This is a genomic window from Sandaracinobacter sp. T42 (genome assembly GCF_059115405.1).
This window is the reverse complement of the sequence record NZ_CM181101.1, coordinates 59,658-75,395: the sequence shown is the minus strand read 5'-3', so window position 1 is coordinate 75,395 and position 15,738 is coordinate 59,658. Positions and strand designations below refer to the sequence as shown.

The window sequence follows — 15,738 nt, the reverse complement described above, 5'->3', positions numbered from 1 at the left end:
ACAGGAAAGGCGGCGACCCCGTGGGAGGGTCGCCGCCTTCTGTAAGGCGGGCCGCAGGGAGGGGGGAGGGTAGCGGCCCGTCTGTGGGAGAGGGTTACCGGTCTTACTGGACCGAGTCTTACTGGACCGAGGCGCTCGCCTGCGTCGTCATCACGGCAGCCAGTTCGGTGCCCAGGGACTTCGCGGCGAGGTTAAACTTCTTGGCTGCTTCCGACCGGTTGCGGGCATCGCACAGGGCTTCACCCAGAGCGATGTTGCGTTCGGCCTTGCGGGCGGCTTCCGGTTGGGCGGAGGCGGCCAGCGTGCGCAGCTTCACCGGAGCAACGGCGCAGGTTTCGGCATCGCTGGCGAGGGCCGGAGCGGCGACGAGGGTGAGGCTGGCGGCCGAGAGGGCGGCAGCGACGGTCATCTTGATGGCGCGCATGACTTGATCCTTTCAACCTTCGGCATCGGGCCTGTTCCACTGCCTGATTGCCGGTGCCCCCCAATTGTCCGGACCATACCGGGTTGAACCGAGCGGCACTCAATTCGATGAAGCTGAATTAAAGTTCCACTCAGTTCGCGTCAACGGGAAAATTGAGTGGCACGCAGATTTTTGCAGCAAGATGTGCTGCAACGCAACATCCTGATCCGCGCCTTCGGGAAAAATGATTTTCAATCAGTTGATTAATTCGGGCTATCAATTCTGCTATGCAGCAACATGGAGCGCAGCCCTGCGATTATCGCATGGCTCGTGCAGTGGAATCCCGTGATTTCTCGCCTGAAATATGAGCGCGACTCGAAATATGGGCGCGGTGCGGCCGGTTGATTCGGCTGGCGACCCCGGACCGGATCCGGGGCGCCGGGCCGAGCCTCAGGCTTCGCCTTCGGTTTCCACCATGGCCGCCGTGAGCGCTTCGCGCGGGCCCTTGCCGCCCCACAGGACGAACTGGAACACCGGATAATAGCGTTCGCATTCGTCGATGGCGGCATCGACCAGGGCATGGGCCTGGGGCATGCTGAGCGCGGCATCGTCGGGGCCGTCCAGCAGAACCGCGTGGCGGAACAGGATCGCGCCATCGGCTGACCATTGTTCGAAATGGCCGATCCAGAGCTGTTCGTTCACGAGGGCCAGCGTTTCGAACAGGTTTGCCCGGGTTTCGGGTGCCACGCGCTGGGCGCCGGCGTTGATGCCGGTGAGCGCGATGAATTGCAGCACCCTGTCTTCCTCACGCCAGAGGGCGCGCAGTTCGTAATCGGACCAGCTGCCCTTGACGGTGGTGACGATCTCCTCGTCGCCCTCCCGCTCGAAGGACCAGTTGTGGCTGGCGAAATACTGCTCCAGCGTATCGATCGGAGCCAGCGGCTCGGCGCCGATGTCGAATTGCAGGCTGGTCATGCTGTGGTCCTCAAATCGCTGCCCCTAGGGCTGGGGTCGCCCCCGCTCCTGCTCCACCAGATATTGCGCCCGGCCGGGGGCTTGGCAAGAAGCCTGGCCGCCCGCGCCGCGCGAAATCTGTGGATGGTCTGAGCCGGTGGGGCCTGCTGTTCAGCTGATGTCGATCTTCTGCGCCTTTGTGCGCGACGCGCGGGCGGGCTGGGCTGTCGTGGACGTTCCTGCCGCGGACTGGGCGCGAAGCGCGGCCAGTTCGGCCCGGATCACTTCGAGTTCCGCCCTAGCTTCGGCGGCCATGGTCTTCACCGCTTCGAACTCCTCGCGGCTGACCATGTCGATCCCGCCGACCATCTCGCGCAGACGCTCCCGCATCCGGGTTTCCGCCTCTCGGCCGGCGCCGGCCATGGTGCCGGCGACCGACGACATCAGGCGCGAGAGATCCTCCAGGAAGGGGTTCTGATTCTGCATTTGGTCGTCGACTCCAACTCTGCGGGCCTGTCAGGCGCCCGGATTCAGGGCCCAGATACGCCAGTTCAGGCCAAAAGCGAAGCTCAGCCAGACAAGATAGGGCAACATCAGCCAGGGCGAAGGCCTGTCGACACGCGCGGCCGCGACGGTTGCAGCGACCGACAGCAGCAGGATCGCGCCAAGCAGGACGAGTGCCCCCAGCAGTTGCTGCCCGGCGAAGAACAGCGGCGACCAGGCGAGATTCAGCGCGAGCTGCACAAGGAAGAGGGTGAGGGCCCGGCTGCGCGCCGGTGAGGCGGGAGCGAGCCAGAGGCGGGAGGCCGCGATTCCCAGCAGGGTATAGAGAATGGTCCAGGCGATGCCGAACACCGGCCCCGGCGGCTGGAGGGCCGGCCTGGCGAGCGATTCATACCATTCGCCACCCGCCATCGGGCCGGACAGGGCGGCGGACAGGCCGCCGAGTGCATTCGCGATCACGGTGCCGATGACGGCCGCGATCAGGGCGCGACTCTTCATTCGGCGGGGCTGGGCAGTTCGCCCGATTCCCGGAGGCCCTTTTCAAGCTCCCGGCTGATGGCTTCGGGCGAGCGCGTGCGGCGGGCGAATGCGGCGTAGAAGACCGGGATGACGAACAGCGTCAGCAGGGTGGCAAGGCTGACGCCCCAGACGATGACGACCCCGATCGCCTGCCGCGATCCGGCGCCCGCGCCGCGCGCGATCATCAACGGGATGGCGCCGGCGACAGTTGCGATCGATGTCATCAGAACGGGGCGGAGGCGGCGTTCGGACGCTTCGAGGATGGCATCCCGGAACGCCACGCCATCGTCGCGCAGCTGGTTGGCGAATTCCACGATGAGGATGCCGTTCTTGGCCGCCAGCCCCACCAGCATGACGATGCCGACCTGCGAATAGAGGTTCAGCGTGCCGCCCATGATCCACAGGCCGAAGAGGCCGCCGCCGACAGCAAGCGGAACGGTGAGGATGATGACGGCCGGGTGGATCCAGCTTTCGAACTGGGCCGCCAGCACCAGGAATACGAGCACGATGGTGAGCCCCAGAACCACCCACAGCGACGAGCCGGTCTGCCGGAGCTGCTGGCTTTCCCCGCGGAAGCCGACGGCGGTCACGGCCGGCTGCTGGAGTGCGGCATCTTCCAGGAAGGTCAGCGCCGCGCCCAGTGTCGTGCCCGGCCCGAGGTTGCCCTGGATGGTGATGGCGCGCTGCTTGTTGAAGCGGCCGAGTTCGCCGGCCTGCGCGGCTTCGCGAAGCTTCACGACATTCGACAGTGGGATCAACTGCCCCGTCGTCTGGCTGCGGACATAGATGTTCGAGAGATTGTCGGGCGTGGCGCGGTCGGCGTCTTCGGCCTGGAGCACCACATAATATTCCTCGCCCCGGTCGATGAAGGTGGTGACGCGGCGGCTGCCCATCATCGTTTCCAGCGTGGCGCCGATGTCGGCGATCTGGACGCCGAGGTCGCCTGCGCGCGTGGTGTCGATGTCCACGATGAGCTGCGGGCGGGTTTCCTTGTAGTCGCTGTCGAGATCGACAATGCCGGGGTTGCCTTCGGCTGCCTTGAAGACGGCATCGCGCGCCTTCGCCAGTTCCTCGAAGCTGTTGCCTGCGATGACCAGCTGGATCGGACGGCCCCGGCCCCGGCTGAGGGTGTTGCCCGACGAGGCGTTTCCGCGGACGCGCGGATCCTGGCCGATGGTCTTCTGGACGTCGTTCATCACCTCCTGCGTGGTGATGGTGCGTTCTTCCCAGGGGACGAGGAAGATCGTCATGCCGCCGCTGGAGAAATCCTCGGTCGCGCCGAAGTTGCCGGGGGCCCGGACGATCATGCGCCGGATCGGCTGGCCGTCGCCAACCTTGGGCATCATCTTGTCCTGCAGATCCTGCATGTAGGACTTCATCCGGTCGTAGCCGGTGCCTTCCGCAGCCTGCACGTTGACGAAGAAGTAGCCGACATCCTCGGCCGGGGCGAGTTCGGACTGGAGCGTCGCCCCGAGGCCGAGGCACAAGGCGACGAAGCCGAAGGCCATGCCGCCAACGAGCAAGGGGCGATCCAGCAGCTTGCGGAGCGCCGACATGTAGCGGCGCTGCAGCCGGTCGAACTGGCGATCGAACCACTGGGTGAAGCGGTTGTGCCCGGTTTCGCGGCGGAGCATCTTGGAACAGAGCATCGGCGTGAGCGACAGGGCGACGAAGCCGGAGAAGGCCATGGCGCCGATCATGGCGCCCGCGAGTTCCCGGAACAGGAGGCCGGTGTTGCCGGCGATGAAATAGAGCGGAACGAACACCGCACACACGACGATGGTGGTGGCGACGACGGCGAACCCGACCTGGCGCGCCCCCTGATAGGCCGCGACCAGCGGCGGCTCGCCCCGTTCGATACGGAAATAGATGTTTTCCAGGACCACGATCGCATCATCGACAACGAGCCCGATCGCCAGCACGAAGGCCAGAAGTGTCAGCAGATTGAGCGAGTAGCCGAGCACATAGAGCACGGCGAAGGTGGCGATCAGGCAGATCGGAACCGTGAGCGCAGGGATCAGCGTGGCGCGCAGGGAGCCCAGGAACACGAAGATCACGGCCACAACGAGGATCGCGGCTTCGGCGAGGGTCATCCAGACATTGCCGATCGCGCGTTCGATGAACAGGGAGCTGTCGAAGCTGACGGCGAGTTCCATGCCCTGGGGCAGGATCGTCTTCACCTTTTCCATTTCCGCCTTCACGTCATCCGCGACCTGAAGGGTGTTGGCGCCCGACTGGCGCACGATTCCAAGGCCGATGGCCTGTTCGCCATTGGAACGGAAGAAGTTGTAGCGGTTTTCCGGTTCCAGGCTGACGCGGGCGACATCGCCGAGGCGGACGAGATAGCCATCGGGGCCGCGCCCGACGATCAGGTTGGCGAAATCCTGTTCGCTGGCGAACTGACGGGTGATACGGACCGTGAGGTTGGCGCTGTTGCCTTCGATCCGGCCGGCGGGCAGTTCCACATTCTGGCGGCGGAGCGCGGCCTCTACGTCGGAGGTGGTGAGGCCGAAGGCGATGAGTTGTGAGCGCGACAGCCAGATGCGCATGGCCTGCCGCGCTTCGCCGCCGATCTGTACGCGGCTGACGCCGTTCACCGATGCGAAGCGATCGACGAGGACGCGCTGGGCGTAATCCGTGAGTTGCATCGGCGTCCAGTCCGGCTGGATCACGTTGATCCAGAGCACGGGCTGGGCATCCACGTCGACCTTGCTGATCTGCGGCGGATCCGCGGCTTCGGGCAACTGGTTGAGGACGCCCGCGACGCGGTCGCGCACGTCGTTGGCGGCGGCGTCGATGTCACGTGAGGCGGCGAATTCGATCGTGATGTCCGAGCGGCCGTCGCGCGAGCGGCTGGCGATCGTCTCGATCCCCTCGATGCCGGAAATCCGGTCCTCGATGATCTGGGTGATCTGGTTTTCGACGACCTGGGCGTTGGCGCCGCGGTAGGTGGTGTCGATGGAGACGATGGGCGGCTCGATGGCGGGCAGGTCGCGCACCGGCAGGCGGGTGAAGGAGACGATCCCGATCAGCACCAGGAGAAGCGACAGGACGGCGGCGAAGACGGGCCGCCGGACCGAGATGTCGGACAGGATCATGGCGCGGGCGCCACCTGCGGCGCGGCCTGGGGCCCCGCGCCGGGTGCGGCGTCGGGGCCGGCCGCAGCCTGACGTTCGACGGGCTTGATCGGGCCCGGGCCCCGGATCTTCACCGTGCCTTCCGCGACAACCCGTTCGCCGGCCTTCAGCCCCTCGATCACTTCGACCCGGCCGTCGCGCCGGGTTCCGGCCTTGATGTTGGTGCGGCCGGCCTGGTTTTCCTCGTTGACGCGCCAGACGAATGCGCCGCTGCCTTCACCGACGACGGCCAGTTCGGGGACGGTCAGCGCGTCGCGCGGGGGGGACTTGATGTCGACGGTCATCAGCATGCCCGGCCGCAGCCGCAGATCCGGGTTCGGCAGCACGGCCCGGGCCGTGGCGGCCCGCGTGACGGGATCGACGACCGGATCGATGGAGGCGATCCGGCCCCGGAATTCCTCGCCCGGGAAGGCGGCCGCGCGCGCCGAGATTTCAAGCCCCGGCTTCAGCACGGGAAGGAAGGTTTCGGGGACGGTGAAATCCAGCTTGATCCGGGAATGATCGACGATCGTCGCGACCGTGGTGCCCGCGTTCACGACGGTGCCGGGTGAGATGCGGCGCAGAGAGAGGTAGCCGGAAAAGGGGGCCCGGATGACCCTGTCCGCGATCTGCGAACTGGCCTGCTGGGTTTGCGCGCGGGCGACATCGACACTGGCCTGCTGCTCATCGATTCGGGCCTTTGTGGCGAAACCCTGGCCCTGCAGCTGCCGCAGCCGGGCAAGCTGCAGTTCGGCCTCGCGCAGGCGGGCCTTGCTTTCACTGAGGTTCGCGCCCTGTTCGGACCGGACCAGTTCCGCGATGACCGCGCCGCGCGGCACGAACTGGCCATCGGTGAAGTTGATGCGCTCGATGCGTTCCGTGACTGTCGAGTTGAGATCGGCCTGTTCGTTCGCGCGGGCGGTGCCGACGGCTTCGATCGAATCGACCATGGGCGTGTAGGCGACCGTCTCGACGATGACGGCCGGCGGGCCGCCCGGCCCTCCCTTGGGGTTGCCGCCCCCTTTTTCCGCTGCCGATCCGGATTTGCCGGTAATCGAATCCACCAGGGAGCAGCCGGCCAGGGACAAGGTGGCAACAGACAGCAGCAGCACGGGAACAAATCTGGGTGGCATGCGGATCAAGGTGCGCGGCTCCTGAAGCTTGTGGCGGGTTCCGGCTGTATCGAGTCGAATGTTTAGAAGTCGGGCAGATGGATGCAGGATGAACGCATTGCAACATCCTATCGTCAAGTGCGGACAAATCCGCGAAACTGGTAGTGTTGACCGGATAAATTCCGCCAAACGAGGCGGTTCCGGCTCGGACCTTTGACCGGGTGGCCGCCATCCACTACTCTGCGGCTAAACAGGGCCTGTGCCGATGCCGTGAGGGCTGGCACGGGTCTGTTCCCGGTTCAGTGGTCGTGGACAGGATGTTCGATCTGGACATGCGTGAATTGCAGGCAATGGATATACGGAGCGGCCCTTCCGGCGAGGAGGACGGCGCTGGTGGTGATGGTCTGGGCACCGGAACCGGCGTGGTCACGCGGACGCGGACCGAGACGCGGAAGCCGTCTCTGTACAAGGTGCTGATGCTGAACGACGACTATACGCCGATGGAGTTCGTCGTGCATGTGCTGCAGCGGTTTTTCCGCATGGGGATCGAGGATGCCACGCGGGTGATGCTGCATGTGCATCAGCGGGGCGTGGGCGTGTGCGGCATCTTCACCTATGAGGTGGCGGAGACGAAGGTGACGCAGGTGATGGATTTCGCCAAGCAGCATCAGCATCCCCTGCAATGCACGTTGGAAAAAGCCTGAGGTTGGGCTTCGGGGGATGCTGAGTCTTTGTTTGGCCTCTGCGGGCGCCGCCCGTCCGGGCGGCTTGCTTCCGCGCATTGGCTCGGGCGCGCGATCGCGCTTGCGGTGGCTGCGCCACCGGTATTTGTTTTAGTCCCTCAGACGCCGGGCGCGGCCCATCCTGGCCGCTTGGCTTCCTCCGCTTCGCTCCGGTCGCGCGGTCGCGCTTGCGGTGGCTGCGCCACCGAGGTTGATCAGGCCGGGTCCCCGGGAGGGATCGGCCCCGGCCGAAGGCCGCGAGCGCGACCGCGCGCCGGCGCAAGTGCGCCGAAGCCAAGGGACGCGGATGCGGCCCGCCCGGCGCTTGAGGGGCAAAGGCAAAATCCCCATGCTTGCCAAATCGCGCGAATATCTATAACGCCCCGCGCTTCAATCGCGAGATCACATGCCGACCTGCCCGGCGAACATGGGCTGCCGTGGCTGGTCTTGAACTCGCCCCAATCCTCGCAAGAGGAACGAAAGGAGCCGAAATGCCCAAGCTGAAGACCAAGAGCGGTGTGAAGAAGCGCTTCAAGATCACCGCGACCGGCAAGATCAAGCATGGTGTGGCCGGCAAGCGCCACCGCCTGATCAGCCACAACGGAAAATACATCCGCCAGAACCGCGGCACCAGCGTTCTGTCCGAGGCCGATACGGCCCGGGTGGTCGCCTGGGCCCCCTACGGCCTGAAGTAAGGAGCGCACCACATGGCACGTGTGAAGAGGGGCGTTACCGCCCGTGCGCGGCACAAGCGCGTTCTTGAACAGGCGAAGGGCTATTATGGCCGTCGCAAGAATACCATCCGCATTGCGCGGCAGGCGGTCGAGAAGGCCGGCCAGTACGCGTATCGCGATCGCAAGGTCAAAAAGCGGAGCTTCCGGGCGCTGTGGATCCAGCGGATCAACGCGGCGACGCGCGAACAGGGCGTGACCTATTCGGCGTTCATGCACGCGCTTTCGAATTCGGGCCTGGAGCTGGACCGCAAGGTTCTGGCCGATCTCGCCATGAACGAGCCGGCGGCGTTCAAGGCCGTGTTTGACCAGGTGATGGCTGGCGCCAAGGCCTGATCTCTCGCGACCTGCTTGAACTGCAATCAAGGGGCGCGGGGAGGCTTTGGCCTTCCCGCGCCCCTTTTGCGTTGCGGCCCGCTTTCGGTTTATGGCCGCGCCGCGAACCCGCCGTCTGACTGACAGAGCATAGGAATTCTCCCTTGAGCACCGACGCCCTTCGCGGCGAAACCCTCGCCCAGATTGCCGCCGCCGACACGCTGGAGGCGTTGGAGGCCGTGCGCGTGGCCGCGCTTGGCAAGGCCGGAACCATCACCCAGCTGATGAAGAGCCTGGGCGGGCTTCCGCCGGAGGAACGGTTGACGGTGGCGCCCGTCTATCAAGCCCTGCGGGAAGCTGTTTCCGCTGCGCTGGAGGCGAAGAAGGCCGACCTGGGCAGGGCCGCGCTGACGGCCCGGCTGGCGGCGGAGCGGATCGACATGTCGCTGCCGACCGCGCCGCTGGTGACGGGAACGGTGCACCCCATTTCCCAGGTGATGGACGAACTTTCCGAGATCTTCGCGGACCTGGGGTTCGCGGTGGCGGAAGGGCCGGAGATCGAGACCGACTGGCATAATTTCACCGCGCTCAACATTCCGCCCGAGCATCCGGCGCGGGCGATGCACGACACCTTCTACGCGACGCCCGCGGGCGGCGGCGACAGGATGGTATTGCGCACGCATACCTCGCCGGTGCAGATCCGCACCATGATGGCCGGGAAGCCGCCCATCCGCATCATCGCGCCGGGGCGGGTCTATCGGTCTGATTCGGATGCCACCCATACGCCGATGTTCCATCAGGTGGAGGGGCTGGTGATCGACCGGGGCATTCACCTGGGGCATCTGAAATGGACGCTGGAGACCTTCGTGAAGGCCTTCTTCGAGGTGGACGATGTGACGCTGAGGCTGCGGCCGAGCTTCTTTCCCTTCACCGAGCCGGGGGTGGAGGTGGATGTCGGCTGTTCGTGGGAGGGCGGCACGCTGAAGATCGGCGGGACATCTTCATGGATGGAAATCCTGGGCGCGGGGATGGTGCATCGCCGGGTGCTGGAAAACTGCGGGCTGGATCCGGATGAGTGGCAGGGCTTTGCCTTCGGCTGCGGCATCGATCGCCTTGCCATGCTGAAATACGGGATGACGGATTTGCGCGCCTTCTTCGATGCCGACCTTCGCTGGCTGAAGCATTTCGGCTTTGCGGCGCTGGATGTGCCGACCCTGTCTGCGGGAGTGGGCGCATGAAATTCCCCCTGAGCTGGCTGAAGCGCTATCTGGAGACCACGGCCACCGCCGACGAACTGGCGGCCGCGATGACGCGGCTGGGGCTGGAGGTGGAAGGGGTGGAGAACCCGGCCGACGCGCTGAAGCCCTTCGTGATCGCGAAGGTTCTGAGCGCCGGGCGCCACCCGCAGGCCGACAAGCTGCAGGTGCTGAGCGTGGACACAGGCAACGGGCAGGGCCTTCAGGTCGTGTGTGGCGCGCCCAATGCGCGCGCGGGGCTGGTGGGGGTGTTCGGCCCGCCGGGCGCGCTTGTGCCGGGGCTGGATGTGGTGCTGAAGGTGGCCGCGATCCGCGGTGTCGAATCCAACGGCATGATGTGTTCCAACCGGGAACTGCTGCTGGGCGATGACCATGACGGCATCATCGAACTGCCGGCCGATGCGCCGGTGGGCGCGGCCTTTGCCGCCTGGGCCGGGCTGGACGATCCCGTGTTCGATGTGGCGATCACGCCGAACCGGCAGGATTGCATGGGCGTCTACGGCATCGCGCGCGATCTGGCGGCGGCGGGCCTTGGCGTGCTGAAGGCGCCGGCTGTGCCGCAACTGGCGGAAACAGGCCCGGTGCTGGTGCCCGTGCGCACCGACGATCCGGAGGGTTGCCCGGCTTTCTATGCGCGCTCCGTTTCTGGCGTGGTGAACGGGCCTTCGCCCAAATGGTTGCAGGATCTGCTGACGAAGGCGGGGATGCGGCCGATTTCGGCGTTGGTGGACGTGACCAACTATTTCGCCATCGGCCATGGCCGGCCGCTGCATGTCTATGATGTGGCGAAGCTGAAGGGTGGTCTGATCGCCCGTCGGGCGCGGGCGGGCGAGGAGCTGGTGGCGCTGAACGGCAAGACCTATGCGCTGGCCGAGAGCATGACGTTGATCGCCGACGACGCGCATGTGCATGACATCGCCGGGATCATGGGGGGCATGGAATCGGGCGTTTCCGAAGCCACCAAGGATGTTCTGATCGAGGCGGCCTGGTTCAATCCGGCGCGGATCGGGGAAACCGGGCGTGCGCTGGGGCTGACATCCGACGCGCGCGCGCGGTTCGAGCGCGGCGTGGACCCGGCGTTCGTGGAGCCGGGGCTGGATCTTGCGGCTGCGATGGTGGTGGAGCTGTGCGGCGGTGCGGTTTCCGCGATTGCCAGGGCCGGCGAGGCGCCCGTGGTGGCGAAGACAGTGCGCTTCGATCCCGCGTACACACTGGGGCTGGGCGGGCTGGACGTGCCGGCTGCCGAGCAGAAGGCGATCCTGGAACGGCTGGGTTTCGGCGTATCGGGCGATGTTCCCTGGAATGTGGCGGTGCCGAGCTGGCGGCGCGACGTGGATGGTGCGGCCGACCTGGTCGAGGAAGTCGTGCGGCTGCACGGGCTGGACAAGGTGCAGTCCGTGCCGCTGCCGCGGGCGGAGGGCGTCGCCCGGCCGACGGCAACAGCCGGGCAGAAGCTGGAGCGGCGGTGCAAACGACTGATGGCCGCGCGTGGGCTGGACGAGGCGATCACCTGGAGCTTCATCGCCGAGGACGAGGCTGCGAAGTTCGGCGGCTGGCACTGGAAGCTGGACAATCCGCTGTCTGCGGAACTGGCGGTGATGCGCACATCCCTGCTGCCCGGCCTTGTGGCGGCGGCGGACCGCAACCTGGCGCGCGGCGCCGAAGGGGTGCGCTTCTTCCAGTATGGCCGGCGCTATCTGGCGGAGGGCGAGCGGCCGACGCTGGCGCTTCTGCTGGCGGGCGAAGCCCGCCCCAGGGACTGGCAGACGGGCAAGGCGCGAGCCTTCGACGCCTTCGACGTGAAGGCCGAAGTGATGGCGGTTCTGGCGGCGGCCGGTGCGCCGGTGGAGCGGTTGCAGACAGTGCAGCCGGCGAGCGCCCATTATCATCCCGGCCGTTCGGCGAAGCTGGTGCTGGGCAAGGCGGTGCTGGCCGAGTTCGGCGAACTGCACCCGGATGTGCTGGGCGATCTGCCGGGCGCGGCGGCAGCCGAAATCCATCTGGATGCCGTGCCGGAGCGGCGGGCGAAGCGGGCGCGGCCGGCCTTCACGCCGCCGGTGCTGCAGCCGGTGAAGCGGGACTTCGCCTTCCTTGTGCCGGACGCGACGCAGGCGGAGGCGCTGGTGCGCGCGGTGAAGGGCGCGGACAAGTCGCTGATCGTGGATGTGCGGCTGTTCGATCGCTTCGCGGGCGCGGGCGTTCCGGCGGGGCAGGTGAGCCTGGCCGTGACGGTGACGCTGCAGCCGGTGGAAAAGACGCTGACCGACGCGGAGATCGAAGGCGTGAGCAAGGCCGTGGTCGCGGCCGCGACGAAGCTGGGGGCCGTGCTTCGGGGGTGAAGCGGGCCGGGGGCGCTGCGGCGGGCCTGTATCCCTGGGCCGGATTGCCCCGCAATCCGGCCCAGGAATGCAGCCGCCTTCAGCCTACTGGTGCTGCTGCATCTGTTCCTGGCTGACCGGGATGATGCGGATTTCCACGCGGCGGTTCTGCGCCCGGCCTTCCGGCGTGTCGTTCGAGGCGACCGGCTGGGTAAAGCCGAAGCCGCGTGGCTGCATGCGCGCGCGCGCCACACCGAAGCTTTCGAGTGTGCCTGCGACCGATTCCGCCCGCTGTTCGGACAGGCGCTGGTTCACTTCGGCCGAGCCGACATTGTCCGTGTGGCCGAACACGCCGATCACGGTGGACGGATAGGCGTTCAGCACCTTGGCGACTTCCTGAAGCTGGCCGCGCATTTCCGGGCGGACGACATAGGAATTGAAATCGAAGGTGATCGTGTCGGGGAAGGTCAGCTTGATCTCGTCACCCTGGCGTTCCACCTGGATTTCGGTGCCGGCGGTGGCCTGGCGGAGTTCCCGTTCCTGCTTGTCCATGTAGGAACCGATGCCGCCGCCCGCGATGGAGCCGACACCCGCGCCGATCAGCGCGCCGGTGTTGCCGCCGATCAGCCCGCCGAGCAGCGCGCCGCCGAGGCCGCCCGCGAGCGCGCCCTTGCCGCCGCGGCTGATCGTCTGCTGGCCGGTGACGGGATCGGTGGTGCAGCCGGTGACGAGAAGGAGCGCCGCGAGCGCCCCGCCGATCATCAGTTGCGACTTCTGCCTGCGTGCCGGGATGGCCATATGCTCTCTCCTCAGTCTCATTTCCAAAGACCTTTGCTCTGCCGGCCTTCGGTGCGGCTGGCTGATGCGCGGCCTGCGACCTCCCCCCGGCTGAAACTGAATAAACCCCTGACGTTCCGCTGACCATCCCGTACAGGACAATTGCCGGGCCTGCTTGAGAAATCCGGCGGCAGGCGGCATAACGACGACAATCATGGCCTTTCCCTGGACCGATGTCGCGATCATCCTCGCGTTGATTGCGCTGAATGGCTTCTTTGCCGGCGCCGAGCTGGCAATTGTGTCTGCCCGCAAGCCCCGGCTTTCCGTGATGGAGCGCGCGGATGTGCGAGGTGCGCGCACCGCGCTGGACCTGCAGGAGAATCCGGGCCGATTCCTTTCCGCCGTGCAGATCGGCATCACGCTGGTGGGTGTCGCCAACGGGGCCTATTCGGGCGCGAGCCTGGCGGGACCGGCCGCGCAATGGCTGCAAAGCCTTGGCGTGCCCGGGGCCTGGGCCGAGAATGCCGGGTTCATCCTGGTGATCGTGGTGGTGACCTACCTTTCCTTGATCATCGGAGAGCTTGTCCCGAAGCAGCTGGCGCTGCGCGCGCCGGAACGGATCGCGGTGATCGTGGCGCCCGTGATGCGGTTCGTGACCCGGCTGACGGGCCCCTTCGTGACGCTGCTCGACGCCTCAACCGGCTTCATCTTCCGGCTGCTGGGGATCCGCCGGGACGCGGACAACAGCGTGACGGAAGAGGAATTGCGCCATGTGGTGCAGGAAGCCGAAGTGGCTGGCGTGATCGAGGGCAAGGAGCGGGAGCTGATTTCGGGCATCATGCGGCTGGCCGACCGGCAGGTGCGCGGCGTGATGACCCCGCGGCCCGAGGTTGACTGGCTGGATCTGAACGCGCCCGAGGCCGAGGTGCGGGCACGGTTGATCGCGACGCCGCACAGCCGGCTGCTGGTGGGGGAAGGTTCCATCGACCGGATCGTCGGCGTGGTGCAGGCGCGGGATGCGCTTGCGGCGTTGCTTGACGGCAAGCCGCTTGGACTGGCCGGGCTGGTGCGCAAGGCGCCGGTGGTGCCGGACGTGGCGGAGGCCACCGCCGCTCTGGCCGCGTTGCGCGACGCCGATGTGCCGATGGCTGTGGTGATCGACGAATATGGCCACTTCGAAGGTGTTGTGACACCGGCCGATCTGCTGGCGGCGATCGCCGGCGAGTTCCGATCGGACATGGACGACCAGACCGATCCGGCGCTGGTGCAGCGCGAGGACGGAAGCTGGCTGGTTTCCGGCAGCCTTGCTGCCGACGAACTGGCCGAGCGGCTGGATTTTCGGCTGGATGAGGAACGGGACTATCAGACGGTCGCCGGTCTGGTGCTTGCGGAATTGCGGCATATTCCGACGACGGGCGAATCCGTCGAAACGCGTGGCTGGCGCTTCGAAGTCGTCGACATGGACGGGCGCAAGATCGACAAGCTGATTGTCTCGAGGGTGGAGGTGTCATGAAGGGTCTGGTCTGGGGCTTGTTCGGCCTGCTGGCGGCGCTTTGGTCGCTGTTTGCCTGGCTGCTTCACGGTATCGCCGGCGCGGGCGGCGCGGCCGTCACCACGGTGAGCCGCTGGCTGGAGATCGATCTGGCGAAGACCCAGTGGCTGGCGGACGGCCTCGCCATGGCGGGCGGGTTGGCGCAGGGCCTTGTCATCATCTTCTGGCTGATGGGCATGGGCCTGATCCTGGCCTTCGGCTGGATGGGAAGCCGGGCCGTGGACGGACTGCGCGACATGGGCACCGAGCTGGAGCGCGACGCCGCCGTGCGCGGCACGGGCGTGGTGCTGGACGGCGAGATCGTGCGGGACCGCCAGCCCGCATCCCCGGATGACCGCGCGGCGGGCTGAGGGGTCAGCCCTTCGCGCCCGCCTTCAGCGCCTGTTCCCAGGCCAGCTTGGCAAGCGGTTCCACGGTTGCCGACATCGCCTTGGCATGCGCGTTGGAGGCAGTGCCCCGCACCACGCGGCCCCGGATGCCATGCACGATCGCGGCCAGCCGGAACATGTTGTAGGAAATGTAGAAATCCATGTTCGCCGTCACGTCTGACACGTTGCGGCCAACCGTTGCGCAATAGCGTTCCACATATTCCAGTTCGGTCGGGATGTTCATTTCCGACAGGTTCACGTCGGTCAGGCCGACGGTGCCGGTGGGCGGCATGCGATACATCATCAGATGGTAGGAGAAATCCGCCAGCGGATGCCCGAGTGTGCTGAGCTCCCAATCGAGGACGGCGAGCACCTTCGGCTCCGTGGGGTGGAAGATCATGTTGTCGCAGCGGTAATCGCCGTGGACGATCGCGTTTTCGTCGCCGGGGGGGATGTTCGCCGGCAGCCATTCGACCAGCTTGTCCATTTCCGGCACCCGGCCGGCGGCTTCATCCTCGAGATATTGTTTCGACCAGCGGCCGATCTGGCGGGCGAAATAGTTGCCCGGCTTGCCGAAGTCGCCAAGGCCGGCGGCGACCGGATCGATGCTGTGCAACCGGGCGATCGTGTCGTTCATGGCATCGAAATAGCGACGCCGTTCGGAGGTGGGGACATCGGGGAAGGTGCCGTCCCAGATGATCCGCCCCTCCACGCAGTCCATCACGTAGAACCAGGTGCCGATCACGGATTCGTCGGTGCACAGGCCGAAGGTTTCCGCGACAGGGAACCCCTGGGCGAACAGGGCGGAGATCACCCGATATTCGCGATCGACGGCATGGGCCGAGGCGACGAGCAGTCCCGGCGGCTTGCGGCGCAGCACATAGGAGCGCTTCGGCGTGATCAGCTTATAGGTGGGGTTGGACTGGCCGCCCTTGAACTGCCGGACTTCGAGCGGGCCCTGATAATCACGCACATTGTCGCGCATCCAGGCTTCGAGCGCGGCCTCGTCGAAGCGGTGGGCTTCGCGCACCTCCGTCGTGCCCGAGAATTGTTCCTGGCGGCTCGCCATGCTTCGATCCTTCCCTTGGCGG

General features: G+C 66.4%; 15 protein-coding genes. 7 read left to right on the top strand and 8 right to left on the bottom strand.

Features of this window, described 5'->3' with window-relative positions:
• Positions 1 to 118: 118 nt before the first annotated feature.
• From ACW9TV_RS00345 to ACW9TV_RS00320, 6 genes are all read right to left on the bottom strand, one after another.
• Positions 119 to 424 (bottom strand): hypothetical protein, encoded by a 306-nt coding sequence (locus ACW9TV_RS00345; RefSeq protein WP_494303901.1) that lies wholly within the window; start codon positions 422 to 424, stop codon positions 119 to 121.
• Positions 425 to 853: 429 nt separating this feature from the next.
• Positions 854 to 1,378, bottom strand: a complete 525-nt coding sequence (locus tag ACW9TV_RS00340; protein ID WP_494303900.1) for a type III secretion system chaperone family protein — start codon at positions 1,376 to 1,378, stop codon at positions 854 to 856.
• Between the two features lie 150 nt (positions 1,379 to 1,528).
• Complete coding sequence (locus ACW9TV_RS00335) at positions 1,529 to 1,843, bottom strand: accessory factor UbiK family protein (protein ID WP_494303899.1); 315 nt, start codon at positions 1,841 to 1,843, stop codon at positions 1,529 to 1,531.
• 30 nt (positions 1,844 to 1,873) lie between these two features.
• Complete coding sequence (locus tag ACW9TV_RS00330; RefSeq protein WP_494303898.1) at positions 1,874 to 2,359, bottom strand: TspO/MBR family protein; 486 nt, start codon at positions 2,357 to 2,359, stop codon at positions 1,874 to 1,876.
• Positions 2,356 to 5,478 carry an efflux RND transporter permease subunit gene (locus ACW9TV_RS00325; protein ID WP_494303897.1) on the bottom strand — a complete coding sequence of 1,041 codons (3,123 nt, stop codon included), beginning with the start codon at positions 5,476 to 5,478 and terminating at the stop codon, positions 2,356 to 2,358. Before ACW9TV_RS00325 ends, ACW9TV_RS00330 begins: the two co-directional genes overlap by 4 nt.
• On the bottom strand, positions 5,475 to 6,629 hold the full coding sequence (locus ACW9TV_RS00320; protein WP_494305098.1) for an efflux RND transporter periplasmic adaptor subunit: 1,155 nt from the start codon (positions 6,627 to 6,629) through the stop codon (positions 5,475 to 5,477). Before ACW9TV_RS00320 ends, ACW9TV_RS00325 begins: the two co-directional genes overlap by 4 nt.
• 329 nt (positions 6,630 to 6,958) lie before the next feature.
• On the opposite strand from ACW9TV_RS00320, the gene clpS reads away from it, so the two are divergent.
• The 5 genes from clpS (at position 6,959) to pheT (ending at position 11,971) form a co-directional block, all read left to right on the top strand.
• Positions 6,959 to 7,312 carry an ATP-dependent Clp protease adapter ClpS gene (gene clpS / locus ACW9TV_RS00315; protein WP_494305097.1) on the top strand — a complete coding sequence of 118 codons (354 nt, stop codon included), beginning with the start codon at positions 6,959 to 6,961 and terminating at the stop codon, positions 7,310 to 7,312.
• Positions 7,313 to 7,821: 509 nt separating this feature from the next.
• The gene (gene rpmI, locus ACW9TV_RS00310) at positions 7,822 to 8,025 is read left to right on the top strand and encodes a 50S ribosomal protein L35 (protein WP_374388744.1); all 204 of its coding nucleotides are present in this window, start codon (positions 7,822 to 7,824) and stop codon (positions 8,023 to 8,025) included.
• A gap of 12 nt (positions 8,026 to 8,037) precedes the next feature.
• Positions 8,038 to 8,397, top strand: coding sequence for a 50S ribosomal protein L20 (gene rplT, locus ACW9TV_RS00305; RefSeq protein WP_374388742.1), 360 nt, complete (start codon positions 8,038 to 8,040; stop codon positions 8,395 to 8,397).
• Positions 8,398 to 8,540: 143 nt separating this feature from the next.
• Positions 8,541 to 9,614 carry a phenylalanine--tRNA ligase subunit alpha gene (gene pheS / locus ACW9TV_RS00300; RefSeq protein ID WP_494303896.1) on the top strand — a complete coding sequence of 358 codons (1,074 nt, stop codon included), beginning with the start codon at positions 8,541 to 8,543 and terminating at the stop codon, positions 9,612 to 9,614.
• Entirely contained in the window at positions 9,611 to 11,971 is a 2,361-nt protein-coding gene (gene pheT / locus ACW9TV_RS00295) for a phenylalanine--tRNA ligase subunit beta (protein ID WP_494303895.1), read from the top strand. Before pheS ends, pheT begins: the two co-directional genes overlap by 4 nt.
• A gap of 84 nt (positions 11,972 to 12,055) precedes the next feature.
• Here the strand turns inward: pheT and ACW9TV_RS00290 are convergent, their stop codons facing one another.
• Entirely contained in the window at positions 12,056 to 12,748 is a 693-nt protein-coding gene (locus ACW9TV_RS00290) for a YiaD family glycine zipper/OmpA-like lipoprotein (protein WP_494303894.1), read from the bottom strand.
• Between the two features lie 193 nt (positions 12,749 to 12,941).
• Between ACW9TV_RS00290 and ACW9TV_RS00285 the strand changes: the two genes are divergently transcribed.
• Positions 12,942 to 14,240, top strand: coding sequence for a hemolysin family protein (locus tag ACW9TV_RS00285; RefSeq protein ID WP_494303893.1), 1,299 nt, complete (start codon positions 12,942 to 12,944; stop codon positions 14,238 to 14,240).
• Positions 14,237 to 14,629 (top strand): hypothetical protein, encoded by a 393-nt coding sequence (locus ACW9TV_RS00280; protein WP_494303892.1) that lies wholly within the window; start codon positions 14,237 to 14,239, stop codon positions 14,627 to 14,629. The genes ACW9TV_RS00285 and ACW9TV_RS00280 overlap by 4 nt, the downstream gene beginning before the upstream one ends.
• Before the next feature lie 4 nt (positions 14,630 to 14,633).
• Here ACW9TV_RS00280 and ACW9TV_RS00275 read toward each other — a convergent pair whose 3' ends face one another.
• On the bottom strand, positions 14,634 to 15,716 hold the full coding sequence (locus ACW9TV_RS00275) for a phosphotransferase family protein (RefSeq protein WP_494303891.1): 1,083 nt from the start codon (positions 15,714 to 15,716) through the stop codon (positions 14,634 to 14,636).
• Positions 15,717 to 15,738 lie beyond the last annotated feature (22 nt).